15 protein-coding genes are annotated in these 16,809 nt (G+C 46.8%); 9 read left to right on the top strand and 6 right to left on the bottom strand.

What is annotated here, in order from left to right; all coding sequences use genetic code 11:
- The first annotated feature begins 11 nt into the window (after nucleotides 1-11).
- From FD32_RS08685 to FD32_RS10050, 4 genes are all read left to right on the top strand, one after another.
- Complete coding sequence (locus tag FD32_RS08685) at nucleotides 12-1,394, top strand: SLC45 family MFS transporter (protein ID WP_056962174.1); 1,383 nt, start codon at nucleotides 12-14, stop codon at nucleotides 1,392-1,394.
- 359 nt (nucleotides 1,395-1,753) lie between these two features.
- Nucleotides 1,754-1,987, top strand: coding sequence for a YSIRK-type signal peptide-containing protein (locus FD32_RS08680; RefSeq protein WP_047767058.1), 234 nt, complete (start codon nucleotides 1,754-1,756; stop codon nucleotides 1,985-1,987).
- Nucleotides 1,988-2,047: 60 nt separating this feature from the next.
- The gene (locus FD32_RS08675) at nucleotides 2,048-5,098 is read left to right on the top strand and encodes a hypothetical protein (protein WP_047767048.1); all 3,051 of its coding nucleotides are present in this window, start codon (nucleotides 2,048-2,050) and stop codon (nucleotides 5,096-5,098) included.
- A gap of 36 nt (nucleotides 5,099-5,134) precedes the next feature.
- A complete protein-coding gene (locus FD32_RS10050; RefSeq protein WP_047767046.1) occupies nucleotides 5,135-6,091 on the top strand; it encodes a mucin-binding protein in 957 nt (318 codons plus the stop codon).
- 86 nt (nucleotides 6,092-6,177) lie between these two features.
- Here FD32_RS10050 and FD32_RS08665 read toward each other — a convergent pair whose 3' ends face one another.
- Nucleotides 6,178-7,158, bottom strand: a complete 981-nt coding sequence (locus FD32_RS08665; protein WP_047767044.1) for a LacI family DNA-binding transcriptional regulator — start codon at nucleotides 7,156-7,158, stop codon at nucleotides 6,178-6,180.
- Between the two features lie 172 nt (nucleotides 7,159-7,330).
- On the opposite strand from FD32_RS08665, the gene FD32_RS08660 reads away from it, so the two are divergent.
- The 3 genes from FD32_RS08660 to tpiA all read left to right on the top strand — a co-directional run bounded on the left by FD32_RS08660 (nucleotide 7,331) and on the right by tpiA (nucleotide 11,166).
- Nucleotides 7,331-9,649, top strand: a complete 2,319-nt coding sequence (locus tag FD32_RS08660; RefSeq protein ID WP_047767042.1) for a glycoside hydrolase family 31 protein — start codon at nucleotides 7,331-7,333, stop codon at nucleotides 9,647-9,649.
- 149 nt (nucleotides 9,650-9,798) lie between these two features.
- Nucleotides 9,799-10,323 carry a peptide-methionine (S)-S-oxide reductase MsrA gene (msrA, locus tag FD32_RS08655; protein ID WP_047767040.1) on the top strand — a complete coding sequence of 175 codons (525 nt, stop codon included), beginning with the start codon at nucleotides 9,799-9,801 and terminating at the stop codon, nucleotides 10,321-10,323.
- A 57-nt stretch (nucleotides 10,324-10,380) separates the two neighbouring features.
- Nucleotides 10,381-11,166, top strand: coding sequence for a triose-phosphate isomerase (gene tpiA / locus FD32_RS08650; RefSeq protein WP_047767038.1), 786 nt, complete (start codon nucleotides 10,381-10,383; stop codon nucleotides 11,164-11,166).
- A 148-nt stretch (nucleotides 11,167-11,314) separates the two neighbouring features.
- Here the strand turns inward: tpiA and FD32_RS08645 are convergent, their stop codons facing one another.
- Both FD32_RS08645 and FD32_RS08640 read right to left on the bottom strand, forming a co-directional pair.
- Nucleotides 11,315-11,623 carry a hypothetical protein gene (locus tag FD32_RS08645; protein WP_047767036.1) on the bottom strand — a complete coding sequence of 103 codons (309 nt, stop codon included), beginning with the start codon at nucleotides 11,621-11,623 and terminating at the stop codon, nucleotides 11,315-11,317.
- Nucleotides 11,624-11,731: 108 nt separating this feature from the next.
- Nucleotides 11,732-12,340, bottom strand: coding sequence for a phosphatase PAP2 family protein (locus FD32_RS08640; protein ID WP_047767034.1), 609 nt, complete (start codon nucleotides 12,338-12,340; stop codon nucleotides 11,732-11,734).
- A 100-nt stretch (nucleotides 12,341-12,440) separates the two neighbouring features.
- On the opposite strand from FD32_RS08640, the gene FD32_RS08635 reads away from it, so the two are divergent.
- Nucleotides 12,441-13,682 carry a chloride channel protein gene (locus tag FD32_RS08635; protein ID WP_047767032.1) on the top strand — a complete coding sequence of 414 codons (1,242 nt, stop codon included), beginning with the start codon at nucleotides 12,441-12,443 and terminating at the stop codon, nucleotides 13,680-13,682.
- A 160-nt stretch (nucleotides 13,683-13,842) separates the two neighbouring features.
- Nucleotides 13,843-14,496: a hypothetical protein gene (locus FD32_RS08630; RefSeq protein WP_047767031.1), complete on the top strand. Its 654-nt coding sequence runs from the start codon at nucleotides 13,843-13,845 to the stop codon at nucleotides 14,494-14,496.
- A gap of 61 nt (nucleotides 14,497-14,557) precedes the next feature.
- Here FD32_RS08630 and thiE read toward each other — a convergent pair whose 3' ends face one another.
- The 3 genes from thiE to thiM are packed head-to-tail and all read right to left on the bottom strand — an operon-like array spanning nucleotide 14,558 to nucleotide 16,807.
- On the bottom strand, nucleotides 14,558-15,196 hold the full coding sequence (gene thiE, locus FD32_RS08625) for a thiamine phosphate synthase (RefSeq protein ID WP_420323847.1): 639 nt from the start codon (nucleotides 15,194-15,196) through the stop codon (nucleotides 14,558-14,560).
- A gap of 14 nt (nucleotides 15,197-15,210) precedes the next feature.
- Entirely contained in the window at nucleotides 15,211-16,026 is an 816-nt protein-coding gene (gene thiD / locus FD32_RS08620; protein WP_047767026.1) for a bifunctional hydroxymethylpyrimidine kinase/phosphomethylpyrimidine kinase, read from the bottom strand.
- Nucleotides 16,016-16,807 carry a hydroxyethylthiazole kinase gene (gene thiM, locus FD32_RS08615; protein WP_047767024.1) on the bottom strand — a complete coding sequence of 264 codons (792 nt, stop codon included), beginning with the start codon at nucleotides 16,805-16,807 and terminating at the stop codon, nucleotides 16,016-16,018. Before thiM ends, thiD begins: the two co-directional genes overlap by 11 nt.
- Between the last annotated feature and the right edge of the window lie 2 nt (nucleotides 16,808-16,809).

The following is a 16,809-nucleotide window of genomic DNA, read 5'->3' as shown; positions in this document are numbered from 1 at the left end:
AGATAGTTATTATGGATAAAAAGACTAACGAAGATAATCGAATTGATCTTGATGCGGGGATGCCGTCATTATCCAAGAGCCAAATTTTCTCAATTACATTTGCCTTCTTTGGAATTAACATGGCTTTCTCACTGCAAAGCTCACAAATGAGCCGGATTTGTCAGACAATTGGTGCTAACCCAAACAGCCTCGGCTTCTTCTTCATCTTCCCCCCGCTGATGGGGATGATTGTTCAGCCGATCCTGGGGCAACTATCTGACCGGACCTGGAACCGCTTTGGCCGGCGGTTACCATACCTCCTCTTTGGGACCCCAATTGCGGCCTTAGTCTTGATTATGCTACCGTTTTCCGGGTCGTTTGGCTTCGGATATGGTTCATTGGCCGCAATGACCTACGCTGCCGTTGCTATCTGTTTCATGGACCTATTTTCCAATGTCTGCATGCAGCCATTACGGATGCTAGTTGGTGATATGGTTAACAACAAGCAAAAGAATGCCGCTTGGTCATGGCAACAGGTCTTCTCTAATGGTGGGGCAATTCTCGCCACGATCCTACCATTCCTGTTCACCGCGTTTGGGATGTCTAACACCGCAAAGCGGGGAGTTGTTCCGCACACCGTCATTTGGGCTTATCTCTGTGCCGCTGCTGTCCTGCTGATTACGGGACTGTGGACTGTTTTCAACGTTAAGGAATACGATCCGAAGACTTATGCCGATTACCACCACATCGATGTTAACGAGGCACACGAAAAGGTAAGTCTCTGGAAACTAGTTAAGCAGGCACCCCGGTCGTTTTGGGAAATTAACCTGGTTCAATTATTCTCTTGGTTTGCAATTATGTATGTTTGGACCTACACGACGGGGACAGTTGCTAAGAATATCTGGCACACCACTGACGTTAGCTCTGCCGGCTACCAGGCAGCTGGTAACTGGTATGGGATTTTGACCGCCGTTTACAGTATTGCCGGTATTATTTGGGGACTACTATACGCTAAAGCTAAGGCTAACTCCCGGAAGAAATGGTATGTTTTGGGGATGGTCCTTGGTGCTATTGGCCTTGGCAGCATGGCATTTATCACTTCTAAGACACTATCAATTGTCGCAATGATTCTCTTTGGTATTGCTAACTTTAGTATTAATACTATTCCATTTACCCTGCTGACTTCCTCGTTAAACGGTAAGAACGAAGGAGCCTACCTTGGATTGTTTAATGTCGGAATCTGTGTTCCCCAGATTTTAGCTTCCCTGTGCAGTTTCATCATTTTCCCGCTCGTGGGGCACAACCAAACGATGATGATGCTGATTGCTGGATTATCCCTGTTAGTTGGCGCCCTCGTTGTACCAAGGATTCATGAAGGGGTTAGGGTACAAAAGGCAAGCGAAGAAGCTAATTAAGCAGATTTACGAATTTAATCAATAGAAAAGGATGCCTAACTGTTGAAATAACAGGCCGGCGTCTTTTTTATATTATGTAAATTTGTTGATAATAGACAAAAATCGCTTTTGAGTCGATAACATTAATCGTGATATTGGTTTTATATAAGTTTATTTAAACGTTGCTTATTTTACTCTTATTCTGCATTACTAATGGTTACAAAGCGCGATTTGACGACGCTCATTGTAGCATACCATCTTGACTATCACCTGTAATGGAAGTATAGTTTTTATGATAATTTATGGTTGCATTTTCAATGGCAAATAAGTGGAATTAGACGCCAATGTAAACATGAATGTTATGGGAGAAGTTAAGTTTTATGTCAAAGAATAATCAAAATGAGTATATGAAAAGAATGGAGCCTCAACGGCAACGGCTTGCTCTCCGCAAACTGACTGTCGGCGTGGCTTCTGTTTTATTGGGAATAACATTTTTTGTCGGCGGCACCCAAGCGGATGCTGATAGCTTGACAACGACTAGTGCAAATAGGGCCACCCCTACGACTGTGTCGACCACTAATGAGCAAGGAATAGCTCCATCAAGTAATCAGTAAACAGGAAGCCAGCAGGAGAGTACAACGGTCACTGCCCAACTGGCTAACTCGGATGGCTCGATGCGCAACGCTGATGGTCAGCAGGTGATGGCTCATAATGATAATGTTCAAGTGACGGTCAATTACCAAAATAATCGTTTACCAGCTGGTCAACCAATCACAATCTCTTATAGTAATCCGAGTCAATGGACAGTTGTTGACTGGGAAGACGGTGTTAGCAAGCAACTGGGCAATGACCTGACAGCAACAAACAATGGCCATGGTACCTTTACGGTTAAGTCAAATATGGATAAAGACCTGGATATCAACTTTGCCCTGCACTTTGCTCTGCAATACGCTGGTGATGTTGAAAGTAACACGCTTACGCCATTGGTCATTACAACAAAGCGGGGGAACGCTACCGTTAACACTAAGACGGTCAAGCCGATTATTATCCCCTATAAGGATCATGTTGTCGCCGACGAAATTGCCCATGGTTGGGCAGCCAAGGATGTTCATAAAGTAAAGACGAACTTTGATAATACTCATGATATTCTTAGCGGTACGAAGGCAACGACAGGCAAGGAAGCTGACAACCGCGAAGTGATGCAGTACATGATCGAGTGGAACTACGGGAAGGTTGGTAACACCAAAGGTACGACCCTCAGCCCCCTGCAGACCGCAGACTTTACGGCTTACCTGTCAAAGGGCCAGACGATGCTGCCGGATACCATTAAGGTCTTCCGGGTTTACCAGCCAAATGCCGTCGACGGGAACGGCCAGCGGGTAAGCATCGATAAATCGTATAGTAAGATTACTGACTGCGTAAACGGTGTCTTTGTTAACGAAGACCCGGCATTTGAACAGTTCCTGAAGGACCACTTGACAGTGACCGTCAACAATTCGACTACGCAGCTTTCCTGGCGTGACTACCAGACGGCCCTACAAAAGGCAAAACATGACAGGACTGAGCCGCCACTGGTTAACGGGATTCATCTGAAAGAGAGTGATATGGCCCACGTTAAACTTTCAACGGACGCTAATGGGCAGTCGCACAACTTTTCAGTAAATAGCGGTGACAATGAGGACAGTACAGTTAAGAGTCCCCACTCAACATTTTTTATTCAGTTCGATACCCTGTTGGATTACAATATGCCGGTTTCATGGACAACGCCGGGTGATGGCCCTTCAATTTCCTACAACCGGGCATCAGGAAAGTTTGGTGGTGTTGGAACCCAGATTGACAAGTCAACTTCGAAAGTCTTCCAGGGTGGTGGTAATGGGTTCACGCACCAAATTGCTTACGAAGCAACCCTTCACTTTGCAGATATTACCGATACAGATAACGTCACATCCCTCGATAGGGGTCACGGTGTCAGTTCCTTGAATGGCGATGGTGAAGAAAATGCCTCTGGGAGTACAGAAATTACCTTTGCCGGCCAGTCAGGTGCAATCAAGACGCTTGAAAAAGCCGGTTACCAGTTGGTTGGTGTATCCAAAAGAACCTTAATAAGTGGCAAATATAATGGCTCTGACCTTTATGATGGTACTGGTGCAATAAGCAACGTAAAATATGGTACATATGGAGAGGGAACCAAGGAGCGTGACGGCTATACCTACACAACAAGCTTTACTCTCCAGTTTGTCGTCCGTACGGCAAAGCTACAGCCCGTCTCAAAGACGGCCACGCGGACGGTTTACTACAAAGAAGCCAATGCTGACCAGCCCGACCAGACAAAGTTAGTTGATCTTGCTAAGAAGGTCAATCAGTCCGTTAGCTTCAGTGGCAGTCAATACCAGGACGCTCAGGGTAATCCAGTAGCAGTTATAACCCTGAAGGATTTCAAGGAAGCTCATAAGTTACATGTTAATAAGGAAGATGACAAGGTTTACCTTGTCAACCCTTCAGCGGCGCCTACGGCAGTTAAGTGGCAACCCAAAGCCGGTGAAAAATCCATCTTAAATAAGGCAACGTCAACTGTCTCTTTTGACGATGAAAACCAGCAGGCCATTAAGGATAAGAATGGTAACACCTGGTATATTACGCCGGCAACTAAGAACCTGGGTAAGGAAGAAACCGTTCCTTCCACTACGGCGGATAAGCATCATACTGATGTTTACCTAATTTATGACCATGGCCAGCGGGCCCTGCTTCGTTACTACGATGATGATGCTCAAGTATTCTTGGATAACCTTGCAAAGCCAATCAACACTGTCGGTCAAACCGGGGATGCAATTACCTTTGAGAATGACCAACAGGAATTAGATGATTTGCTTAATAAGCATTACATCTATGCTGGCATTTCTAAAACAGATGAAAAGCATCCGGAAGACGGGGCTGAACTAGGACAATACGAATTTGGCAATTTTGATGATATAAAAGATCAACAGGTAGTACCTTCCCAGGCTTTTGTTATTCATGTTAAGCATGCTAAAACAGTGGTAACGAACTATAGCAGTGAGGAACGGGTTATTAAGTATTTTGATGCCCAAACCAACGAAGAGTTAAATAAAAAGACCAAGCTCGCTAACGAAGTTGTTCAACTAGTATCCTGGAAGCAAACCGCGATTGTGGACCAAGTAATAAATAATAAGGTAGTGGGCTATAACCTTACCGGTAAAGAAGATGCTAATAAAAACTTGCTTGTAGAAACCAAGGATCCAGCAAAGTCTTGGGTTGTGACGTCTAAAGCTAGTGACTATCCGAAAGTTGAGTCCCCAGATCTTACCTTCCTTGGGTATGAGAAATTACCATCATTTAGCCGAAAGAGCAATCAGCATGACGCTGCGGTAGTAGAAAAGAAATCTGCCCAGCCGAACGTTCCTGTTGAGGAAGTTGACGTTTATTACTTCCACGTTGACGTTAATGCTGACATTACCTACTGGGACATCACTAACGGAATGGGCGATAAGGTTAAGCTGGCATTCGATCAAGATACCGACCAGTATGGCCAACCAGGACAGGTAATTCATCTTCCTAAGGACCGGACTCCATCCTTTGTCCACCAGGGCTACCTCTTTGTTTCTACAGACTATAAGTTGAATGATAAGTACACTAAGAGTGATAGCCATTTTAACGTTTACCTTGTTCACCAAAAGGCCAATAAAGAAAATACAGTTACTGAGCAGTGAATCATTAGGTACTTTGATGCCCAGACCGGTCAGGACTTGAGTCAGAAGACCGCGCTTGCTAAGAAAGTTACTCAGTCGGTATCCTGGAAGCAAGTCCAAATCATTGATAAGGTAAACGGAAAGGTTCTTGGGTATAACACGACAGGCCACAAGGATAAGAATGGTCAGTTGACTGTTGATACTACTGATGCCGCTAAATCATGGTTGCCAGTAAGCAGCGATTACCCTGCCGTAACTTCACCTGACTTAACCAGTTTTGGCTATGAGAAGGTACCATCGTTCAATCAGCAGCACAATCAGCAGGACGCTGCAGTAGTCGTAGAGAAGTCTGCTAAGCGGAACGTTTCTGGTGGGGAAGTTGACGTTTATTACTTCCACGCTAATACGCCACAGAGCCGGACAGTAAAGGTTAATGAGGTTATTCGCTATCGGTACAAGGATACTGGTAAGACTGCTGCACCAGACTTTGTAGCCAAGCCACTTTCGTTTACTCAAACTGGTTACAAGGACATGGTTACCAATGTTGTTGTCTGGAACGGTCAGTGGTCACCTGCTCAAGAGTTTAAAGCGGTAACCAGTCCGAAGATCAATGGCTACACACCTGATAAGTCAGTCATTCAAGCTCAACGTGTTGATCATAACTCACCCGACCTCGAATTCTTAGTCCTATATTCCAAGAAGGCCCAACCAACGAAGCCAACCGAGCCGACACAACCAACGCAGCCTACAAAACCGACGGTACCGACGCAACCAACCCAGCCGACAGTACCGACTTCGCCAACAAAACCAACACAACCGACGCGGCCTACTCAACCAACCAATCCAGTACAACCAACTCAGTTGACGGCACCAACTGAACCGCAGACGCCTAAGCAACCTAACCGCCAGTTACCACAAACTGGTCGTAAAGGGAACATGGGCATTGTTGCTGCTGTACTTGCCGCTATGTTTGCGGGTAGCCTTGGACTTGGTTTTAAGAAGCGTAGAAATTAAATCCTAATTTCACTAAAGCAGAATGATTAGGTGACAAAAGGGCCCAGCTTTCAAATCAATGAAAACTGGGCCCTTTTCGTTTGGAATTAAATATTCTTGACGCTTGATCGCTCATGGATTGACGTTGGGATGAATAGTGAGGGTTCGTCATTAAGAAGGTTATCAACGCTTTTGACACCCATCTGGTAGAAATCCTGGGTGACACTGGTGAGGGTTGGATTAGTGATTTCACAAATCATGGAACCGTCAATGCAGATAATGGACAACTGGTCGGGGAGGTGGATGTGGTGTTTGGTAGCGGCCTTGATCAGTCCGGCGGCCGTCAAGTCACTACCGGCAATTACTGCGGTTAACTCGTGTCCCTCAATCTTTTCGAAAAGTTCCTGGCCGTTTTGGTAACCGTAGTCACCGTAGCAAATCCAGTGGGGGTTAATCGTCAGCTGGGCGGCCGTCATTGCCCGCTGATAACCAAAGAGCCGCTGCTGCCCGGTAGATGAATGGTCAATTCCTACAATCCCAATCTTTTGGTGCCCGTGGGTAATTAAATAGTTGGTTGCCTTCTCGCCAATCGCAACGTTATCTGAACTAATAAAGCGTTGTTCCGGATGCTGCTGGTCATAAATTGAGATTAAGCGGTAGGGCATGCGGGCCTTGTCAAGGATCTTTAGCTGGGCGGGTTCAATCTTACCGGAAATAAGGAGAATCCCGGTTGCCTGGTGCTCCAAGGCCTCGTTAACCGTCTCGGTCAGACGGGCAGAATCATTGTTCCCCGCGGAAAAGATGATGACCTTATGATTTAACTCGTAGGCCCGTTGAAGGATACCGTTAATGATATCTTTCCAAAAGTTAGTTTGGTGGTAGTTAATGATTACCGCAATCGTGTTTGTAATGTGGGAAGCCAATTGAGAGGCGGCCACATTTTTGTGGTAGCCCATTTCCTGTGCAATTTGGCGAATCCTTTTAGCGGTTGACGGTTTTAGGACATCGTCTTTATTGGAAAGTGCTCGTGAGACCGTTGCTGTGGAAACACCCGCAGCCTTCGCAATGTTTTTAATAGTTGGTTTCAATATTTTATCTCCTCTTACTAGTTATCTTACCCATATTATATTAAATTATTGTAATATACGCAAACGCTTACATTCTATTAATAATGTATTTGTAAACGTTTGCAAAAAGTGGTAAAGTAGGAAATGTAAAGAATTTGCATTTAGTAAAAATCCGGAAGGGGCAGGAAAGAAAATGACTAATCGCTTAACTGGCTACCAGAGTAGTGAACCAAAAGTAACACTGAACTACGAGGATGGTCATAATTTGGTTTTAGACATCCTAACTAGTCAAATTATTCGCGTATTTATGGACCGGAACTGCACGACTAATTCTTATGCAATCCAGGGTGATAAACACCACAAAACAAACTATACGGTTGATAATAAGGGGGACCACATCGAAGTGCGCACCCCGGATTTGACCGTTAAGGCATATGACGGCCGTCACATCGACTTCTTTGACGGCGAGGGTAATCCGTTAGTAATGGACTACCGGGGTCGCCGGCAGGCTTTGGCAAACGACCTGGACGACGAGCATAAGTCTACGGTCCTGGCTGAAGGCCACGATATTAACCTCCTTGGGAAGAGTGATGACCGGCACTACGAGATCATCAAGTCCCTGAGCCCGGACGAACAGTTCTACGGCCTAGGTGACAAGCCTGGTTTCCTGGATAAACGGGGTTATGACTACGACAACTGGAACGTTGATTTTGGCCAGGTTCATAACGAATCGGTTAAGGGGATCTACAAGTCAATCCCAGTGATGTACGGTCTCAAAGACAGTCACCCGTATGGCCTCTTCTTTGACAATACCTACAAGAGTCACTTTGATCTCGGTAAGGAAAGTGAGAACTATTACTATTACTCTGCAGCTGACGGGAATATCGACTACTACGTTCTAGGTGGTCACACCCTGAAGGACGTTGTCGCTAACTATACTTACCTGACAGGGGTTACCCCGCTGCCACAGAAGTGGGTCCTCGGTTACCAGCAGTCACGGTGGGGTTACAGTACCAGTGATAAACGGGTAGAGAGCATTGCTGATGGCTTTGCAAAGTACCACCTGCCAATCGATGTTATTCATCTGGATATTGACTACATGCGTGGTTACCGCGACTTTACTTGGGATACGACGAAGTATCAGGACCCCAAGAAATTTGTTGCTGAAATGAAGAAGCGGGGAATTCGCCTGATGCCAATTCTTGATGCCGGAGTCAAGAAGGATGAAGATGGCTACGACATTTACCAAGAAGGGGTCAAAAAGGGCTACTTTGTTGAAAATCCTGACGGAACCGTCTTTGTCGGCCGGGTATGGCCTGGTGACGCAGTCTTCCCTGACTTTGGCCGTCCAGAAGTCCGCAAGTGGTGGGCAAAGCACATCAAGTTCTTTGCGGACATGGGCGCCTGTGGGGTATGGAACGATATGGATGAACCAGCCTCCTTTGATGGCGAACTGCCAAAGGACTTGGTCTTCAGTGATGGTGATCAAAAGAGCACCCATGCCAAGATGCACAACGTCTTCGGACACTTGCAGGCGCAGGCGGCTTATGAAGGAATGAAGGATGCAACTGGCAAACGGCCATACGTCATCACCCGGGCGGCCTATGCTGGTACCCAGAAGTACTCCACCGTTTGGACGGGTGATAACCAGTCAATATGGTCCCACCTTCAGTTAGCAATCCCCCAGCTGAATAGTTTAGGAATGAGTGGCTTTGCAATTGCTGGGACCGATATTGGTGGTTTCCAGAAGGACACCACGCCGGAGTTGCTCACCCGGTGGCTCGAAGCCTCATTGTTTGTTCCGCTCTTCAGAAACCATGCTGAGATGGGGACCCGCTACCAGGAACCATGGGCATTTGACCGGCAGACCCTTGATATCTACCGTGACTACCTGAACCTCCGTTACCGCTTTGTTCCGTACCTCTATGACCAACTGCGTCACGAAACAGAGTCCGGTTTGCCAGTAATGCGGCCCCTGGTACTTAACTACGACCAGGACCCTGCTGTTCGTCAGCTGAATGATGAATACATGGTGGGGACTAACATCCTAGTTGCCCCAATCGTAAACCAGGGAGCTGACAAGCGCCTAGTCTACCTACCAGCAGGGAAATGGCTCGACTTCTGGAACAATGTTGAATACTCAGGTAAGCAGACAATTATGGTTAATGCCCCAATCGAGAAGCTGCCACTCTTCATTAAGAAGGATACGATTTTGCCATGGGGTAACAAGGTCAAGCACATTAGCGACCAGCCGGAGAAGGTAATGACCTTCCGTCTCTTCGGTGATTGCGGTGCCTATAAGCATTACCAAGATAACGGTCTTGACTTCAAGTATCAAGAAGGCGAGTATAACGAATACTACGTAGAAGTCGCTGCTGACGGCCAGGTTACCGTACAGCTTCATAAGCATGGTTACCAACCAACCTATGACCGGATTTACGTAGAAACAGACCGCGGTCGTTTTGAATTTGACTACGATCGCAAGGAAGAAAGTTACCACTTAGCAAAGTAAAAATTTAATTTTACGGTAAGCATCCGCTTGCGTCACCTGGTTCTGACGTGAGCGGATTGCTTTGTTTTTAGGTGGTTAATGGCTAAAATATAGAAAATTAATAAAATTCTCAATGATATAATTGGAAGCATAAGAAAAGGGTGTTTGATATGAGTTTAGATACGGCGATTTTTGCGGGCGGCTGTTTTTGGTGTATGGTTCAGCCGTTTGACACTTATCCGGGAATTAAGAAGGTTGTTTCCGGTTATGCTGGTGGGCACATCGCCAATCCGACCTATGAACAGGTTTCCAGCGGGACGACGGGACATACTGAAGCAGTTAAAATTACCTTTGATCCGGATGTTATCTCCTATGACCAACTGGTCACAATTTACTGGCACCAGACGGATCCCACGGATGCAATGGGGCAGTTTCAAGATCGGGGAGATAATTACCGGCCCGTTATCTTTGTCAACAGCCCAGAGCAACGGCGGATTGCGGAAAAGTCGAAACAGGCACTGCAGGAAAGCGGTGAGTTTGGGGATGCCAAGATTGTAACCCAAATTGAGGATGCACAGCCCTTTTACCCGGCTGAGGACTACCACCAGCATTTCTACAAGAAGAATCCGCAACGTTATGCTTTGGAAGAGGCGGGTGGTCGGGCCCAGTTTAAGCAGGAACACTGGAAAGACTAAGTGCATTTAAGTGGCCAGTATGCCATAATAGAGGAAAAAGCGGACGGAGGAAGAATCATGCGAAAACCATTTATTGCCGCTAATTGGAAAATGCATAAGAACATTGCGGAGTCGGTTGACTTTGTGAACCAGATTAAGGACAAGCTTCCCGACCCGGCAAAGGTGGAAGTTGGAATTGCTCCGCAAGCATTTGCCCTCTACAGTATGGTCCAGGCAGCTAGAAATTCGGGCTTGAAGATCATTGCTCAAAACGCAGCGGCAGAATACAATGGCCCCTTTACGGGCGAAATCAGTTTGCGGGGACTTCATGATTTAGGGACCAACTACGCCATGCTAGGCCATATCGAGCGGCGCCGTCTTTTTGGTGAAAATAACACGGCTGTTCATAAGAAGGTCAAGGCGGCCCTCCAGATGGGGGTCACCCCGATTATCTGTACCGATGAAACGATGGTTCAAAAAGAAGTCAATGGTGAAATCCACTACGTCTTCCAACAACTCATGAGTGTTCTCCATGGGGTTTCATTGGACCAGATTCGTAATGTCGTCATTTCTTATGAACCGAGCTGGGCGGTTGGTGTTGGTCAGCACGCTAACGTCGCCCTGGCAGAGGAAGGGTGCCGGACAATCCGGCGGACGATTGCCGATAACTATACCTACGAAATTGCCGACAAAATTCGGATCCTGTATGGGGGAAGTGTTAATCCTGATAATATCAAGGACCTAATGGCCAAGCCGGATATCGATGGGGTCCTGATTGGTCGGGCAAGTTTAGATGTTGATAATTTTCTGAAGATGGTTAACTACCTTGATGATGGAAAGGCAAACCAGCAAGTAGGTAAGTAATTCGTAAAAAGCAAGTGCTGTGACATAAGTCTCCTATATAGTTAAAGAGGGCTCTAGTGTTCGAATCATCCGAACACTAGAGCCCTCTTGTACTTTCAACTGTTTTGTTCCGCCGCGTTAGATGTCCGGAACACGCTGTTATGTGCACTTATTTATTAATCTTTTCCGCATAGTTACGGGCGTTACGAAGTTCGTAAATCACCCAGGTTTCAATTAGGGTAATGATGCAGATCAATAGGAAGGTGAAACGTTCTGGAAGGATAAACATCAGAATAAGAAAAATCCATGAACCCCAGCTCCACATGTTTTCAACTTTGATAATCCGGGAGACTCTTTTGGTCGGTGCAGCTCGCCCAGACCGGAGAAAAATCGTTCGCACCTGGGCGTAATAGCGTACTTCAAAGACACTTTCGATAATGAAAATGGTGGTTAGGGTGAAGAGAAAAGCTGTTTCCATATATTATTGACTCCCACAGTTTAGTGATAATAGTTAAATTCTACCGTTTTTTTCTTGCTTAATCAAACACATTAGATATTATTTACTTTAACTAAAACAAACAACAAATTAAACACCAAAAATAATAAATAAAAACCACCAGCCCAGGGCCAAAAGTAGTCCCGCAGTAACATCCGTAGGAAAGTGGGCACGTAAGTAAACCCGCGAAAGCATTACGAGGGCAATTACCGAAATAACAGCAATCACTAGCAGGTAACGTTGCCACCGCTTCTTAAGCACCGGCCAAACTAAAGATAAAATGGTCAGCATAAAAATTGATGTTGCAAAGGTGTGGCCACTGGGGAAACTATACCCGCCCACGTTAACAAGGCGATGGATTGGGCGGACGCGAAGGACACTGTATTTGATGCCGATAACTAAGAGGTAACCAACATACTGGATAGCATCTACCCAGAGGGCCTGTCGAAAGCGCCGCTTGTAAACTAGTAGGAGGACAAGAAAGAAGGTGAGAATGTCAATTACAAACGGGTCCCCGCAGGTCGTAATAATGTTCAGCAAACCTGTTTTCCACGGTCGAACCGGGTGGGTAATCGCATAACCGATACGGTCGAACTCACGCACCCATCCTTGCCCAGTGACGACGGCAACCAGTATTCCAGTAAACACTAACCAACAAGCCAGTCCAGCCAATAATTTCTTTTTAGTATGAATAGTCATAAAAAGTAATCACCTGAAATCCATAAATTTTCCTTATTGATTTAGCAAAAGGGTAAGCCGTGATATAATGACAGACGTTTATAAAAAAGGCGGTGAACCCATGAACGATAAATCAAATAACTTTGCAATGACAGTTGCAACCCTAGTCTTGGGAACCGTAGTGGGCTGCAGTTCACTATTGTTAAGTCTCCTCTTAGATTATACGGAGGAGTTTTTCCTCGACTTTAAGGAAACTAACCTGGTGCCGGTAAACGTGTTTGTTAGTGGCCACCACCGGCTCATCTCTGTTCTGATTGGTGGGGTTATTTCTGCCGTGATCTGGTATGTTTTGCAGCGTAAATATCATCCCGTAAGTATTGGAAAGGCCATAACCGGGAAAACAATGCCGCTTGGAAAGACCTTGATTCACGTTTGCACCCAGATCTTCTTTGTTGGCACCGGAAATTCAATTGGTCGTGAATTGGCGCCACGGGAAGCCGGTGCCGCAATTGCTCAGAAATGGACGCGGCTTGCAAACGGTCGACTGCGATTAAGCAATGATGACCAGAAATTACTGATTGCTGCCGCGGCCGGTGCCGGGTTTGCGGGTGTTTATATTGCACCGTTGACCGGGGCAGTCTTTTGCATTGAGCTGCTTTACAAAAAGGTGAATGCCCGCGTGATCGCGGTTAGTCTCACGATGTCAGTAATTGCAACCCTGATTGGTTCAATTGTCAAGGGGTACGCACCATATTACATCGTTGGCTCCCGTAATTTTGGCCTCTGGACAGTTCCCCTGGCGGTCATTCTGGGAATAGTTGGTGGCCTTTTGGGGACCGCTTTTAAACAGGGCGTTAAGCTCGCTAAAGAGAAGCGGGCGACAAATAAGAATATTCTTGTCCAACTACCGATTTTATCACTTATTACTGCTGGTGTGGCGAGCTTTTATCCACAAATAATGGGGAATGGCCGGGGCCTGGCCCAGCTTGCTATCAACGCCGGGACAGTCAGCCAACGTGTCCTAATGCTTTTGTTATTTGGCCTTTTGGCGAAGGTGGCAATTACCCTTGGGACAATCAAGTGTGGTGGATATGGTGGTATCCTAACACCGTCAATTGCTGCTGGTGCTGTTCTTGGCGTATTTGTCGGTATTTGCTACATGATGGTTATCCCAGCAGTTACTCTCGCGCAAGCAGCCGTTTTGGGGGCGGCGCTCTTTCTTGCCGCTTCACAGCAGGCGCCACTGATGGCAATGTTTATGCTATTTGAGGTCTGCCACCTCAATTACACGGCCCTCCTGCCACTAGCAGTTGGGGTCGCGGTGTCCATTACAATCAGCAAATTATTACAAAAGGCCAATTAATGTTGTGAAAAGACGACAAAGTTGGTATGATAACAAGTGGTAGAGTGATTGCCTACCATGCAAAAGAGGCCTTCTTTTTAGGCCTCTTTTTTATCTTTAAACACCATTTTCACGGTATAATAAAGGTGGAGATGGGGTGGCGTCAGACGGGGGACCCACTATGGAATTTAAAGAATTGCTCGCCCGGTTAGCGGCTTTCTTTACAACCTGGAACGTGAAGTATGTGCCCGCTAATCAGGTTAATCGACTACAGATTCAGCTGATTGGGACGGAAGTTCATTACCTTTTTAATGGGCAAATACTGTGCTCAATTGAGATTTTGGAAAATCCAAAAATTAAACAAATCCTGCGGATCAATCCCGGTGCGGCGGAACAGCAAATATTGCTCAGCATTCTAGGAACGACTCGTTCATTGGTTGTTGATCCGCGCATAAAAAAAGTGCAAAACGTTGCCGAGAGGCAGGAAATTGTAATCCTCCTGCTTCGCCTCTACCATTCACTAGAGAAGGAACTCGTCGCTTGTTACCCAAGCACGAGGAAGAAACTTGACCGCGATTTCTTCTTAAACCGCTTTGCTGATACAGCGGAGGCAGCACAATATGGGATTGAGGTAGAAAAGTTTCGTAAGTACCTCTACGATCGGGTTCGAGTTCAGGAAGAGCCTGCTGCCTGGATTGAAAGACGAGAGAAGTACATTCTCGGTATGTCAGTAACCGAACTGGACCTGATACTTAAGGCTAGTATCTTCCTCGGGAATGAAGAAGTCCTTTTTTCCCAAGCTTATGACCTGGTTCGGCAAATATCCTTATATTAAAAGCGGTAAGGGGTAGAGAACCTCTTTACCGCTTTTTTAAGATGGGTTAGTTAACATAATTTTAGCTATGCAGATTAAAAAGCAACTGACGTATTTCGCTTACGGCCAAGCCAATATTATTGCTCTGAAGCACCATTGAGATGACGGAAAGGCCAGCAACCCCAGTTGCCAGTGTCTGGGCCATGTTGGCGGAATTGATGCCACCAATCGCCACGACCGGGTGGGTACTTAAGGAAACCAGCTGTTTTAGCTTTGATAAGCCAATTACCGGGTCCGCATCGTCTTTTGAGTGAGTGGCAAAGACCGGGCCGCTACCAATGTAGTCGATTGGTAGCGAATTAGCCTTTGTCACCTGGTCTACTTGATTACAAGAATAGCCGATTATTAATTTGCCATGAGCGCGTTGGATGACTTTCTCGATCCGTCGATCTTTTTGGCCAACGTGGACCCCATCGGCACCGACTTTTAGGGCGAGTTCCTCATCGTCATCAATCAAAAGGGGAACTCCGTATTCGCGGGTCAATTTACGAAGGACCCGCGCCATTCCAGCTTTTTCATCTGTGGTTAGCTTACTGGTGCCCTTTTCCCGGTACTGGAAAGCGGTAATTCCGGCTTTTAGTGCTTGCTTAACACTGTCTAGGAAGGCAGTGGGGTCGTTGTTCACATCCTGGGCACCACCAACTAGGTAGGTTTCAAGCATGCGTGGGTTGAATTTCACTTTTGCTCACTTCCAATCTTTGCCCAGTGGTTCAATGGCCCGTGACCATGACCGACGTTAATCCCATTCCTGATTGTCGCTTCTACGTACTCTTTTCCCGTCCGGATGGCCTTTTCCATTGAATGTCCCTTGGCTAACTCAGCCGTGATGCAAGAAGAGATAGTGTCCCCGGTGCCGTGGGTGTTCTTCGTGTTTATTCGGTTGGCGGTTAGCCAGAAACTGTGCCCGTTTTCCAGCAGGACAAAATCGTTGGCCTCATTTGCGTTTGTGAAGTGCCCACCTTTGACCAGCACGTTTTTTGCGCCCAAGTTTTGCAGCGCTTTTCCGGCCTTTTCCATTTCATCCTCAGTAGTAATCTTTAGGCCCGTTAATTCCTCAGCTTCAGGAAGGTTAGGGGTAACCAGACTAGCGTGGGGGAGGAGGTGGTCACGGACGGTTGCAATTGCATCGTCACTCAATAACTTGGCACCACCCTTCGCGATCATTACCGGGTCAACAATGACGGGACCAAAATCATATTTTTTGAGGTTGCGGACTACCGCCAAAACCCGGGGCGCATCGGCTAACATTCCCGTCTTGCAGGCCCGAATATTAAGATCCTCCGCCAGCGAAGCAAACTGTTCGTCGATCATTTTAGGTGGCATTGGAAAGGCATCCTGCACGCCCAGGGTATTCTGTGCAGTGACGGCCACAACTACCATTGTCGCAAAGACATCGCGTTCCTGCATGGTCTTAAAGTCGGCAGCAATGCCGGCGCCCCCGCCACTATCAGTTCCAGCAATCGTGAGTGCCTGCGGAAAATCATTCGTCATTAGTAAGGATCCTTTCTATCATTAAATCTTGATCGTTAAGCTTGCTTAGGGCGTCTAAGAAACGAACCTGCCAGCTGCCGAGTCCGTTAGCACCTTGGGCGGCCTTGGTGCCAGCAGTGGTGATTATCCGGCAACCAACTAGTCCCGCAATTAGTGGTGTAATGCCAATGCCGAGTAGAGCGCCAATGGTACTCGAAAGAAGGTCACCGGAGCCCACGTTAGTCGCCAGCCAGGGGGTGGAACACCGGTTTTGGTAGGCCACGGTACCATCTGTGATAATGTCCTCCTTTCCGGAGAGCACAACAACGCAGTGATACAGGTGTGCACACCTGCGAGCAATATCAACCTGGTTCTTTTTCCCCGAACCGGCGTCAATCCCATGACTTTCCCATTGTTCGCCTGCCAAAGCGGCAATCTCACCGGCATTGCCGCGGATAATTGTAAAGTCATATTGACTCAGTAACTGCCTTGCCAGGTGAGCCCGGTAAGCAGAACTGCCGCAAGCGACCGGGTCGAGAACCAGGGGTGTACATAACTGGTTAGCAGCCGCGGCACCGCTGTCAAATTCGGCTTCTAATGGCTGGCATGGTGTACCCAGGTTGATTACCACTGCCTGTACAAGCTTAGCAAGTTCTAAGGCTTCAGTAGGCTGAAAAGACATTATCGGTGAGATGCCCAGCGCACTCAGTCCGTCGGCAACTTTGCCGCTAGTTACGGTGTTAGCAATGGTGAATACAATCGGATGCTGATTACGTAGCTGGTAAATGATATGTTTGTTCATTG

Source organism: Limosilactobacillus panis DSM 6035 (assembly GCF_001435935.1).
Classification (GTDB): Bacteria; Bacillota; Bacilli; order Lactobacillales; family Lactobacillaceae; genus Limosilactobacillus; species Limosilactobacillus panis.
Note: the sequence above shows the minus strand (reverse complement) of the source record. Positions and strands in the feature narration are given on the sequence as shown.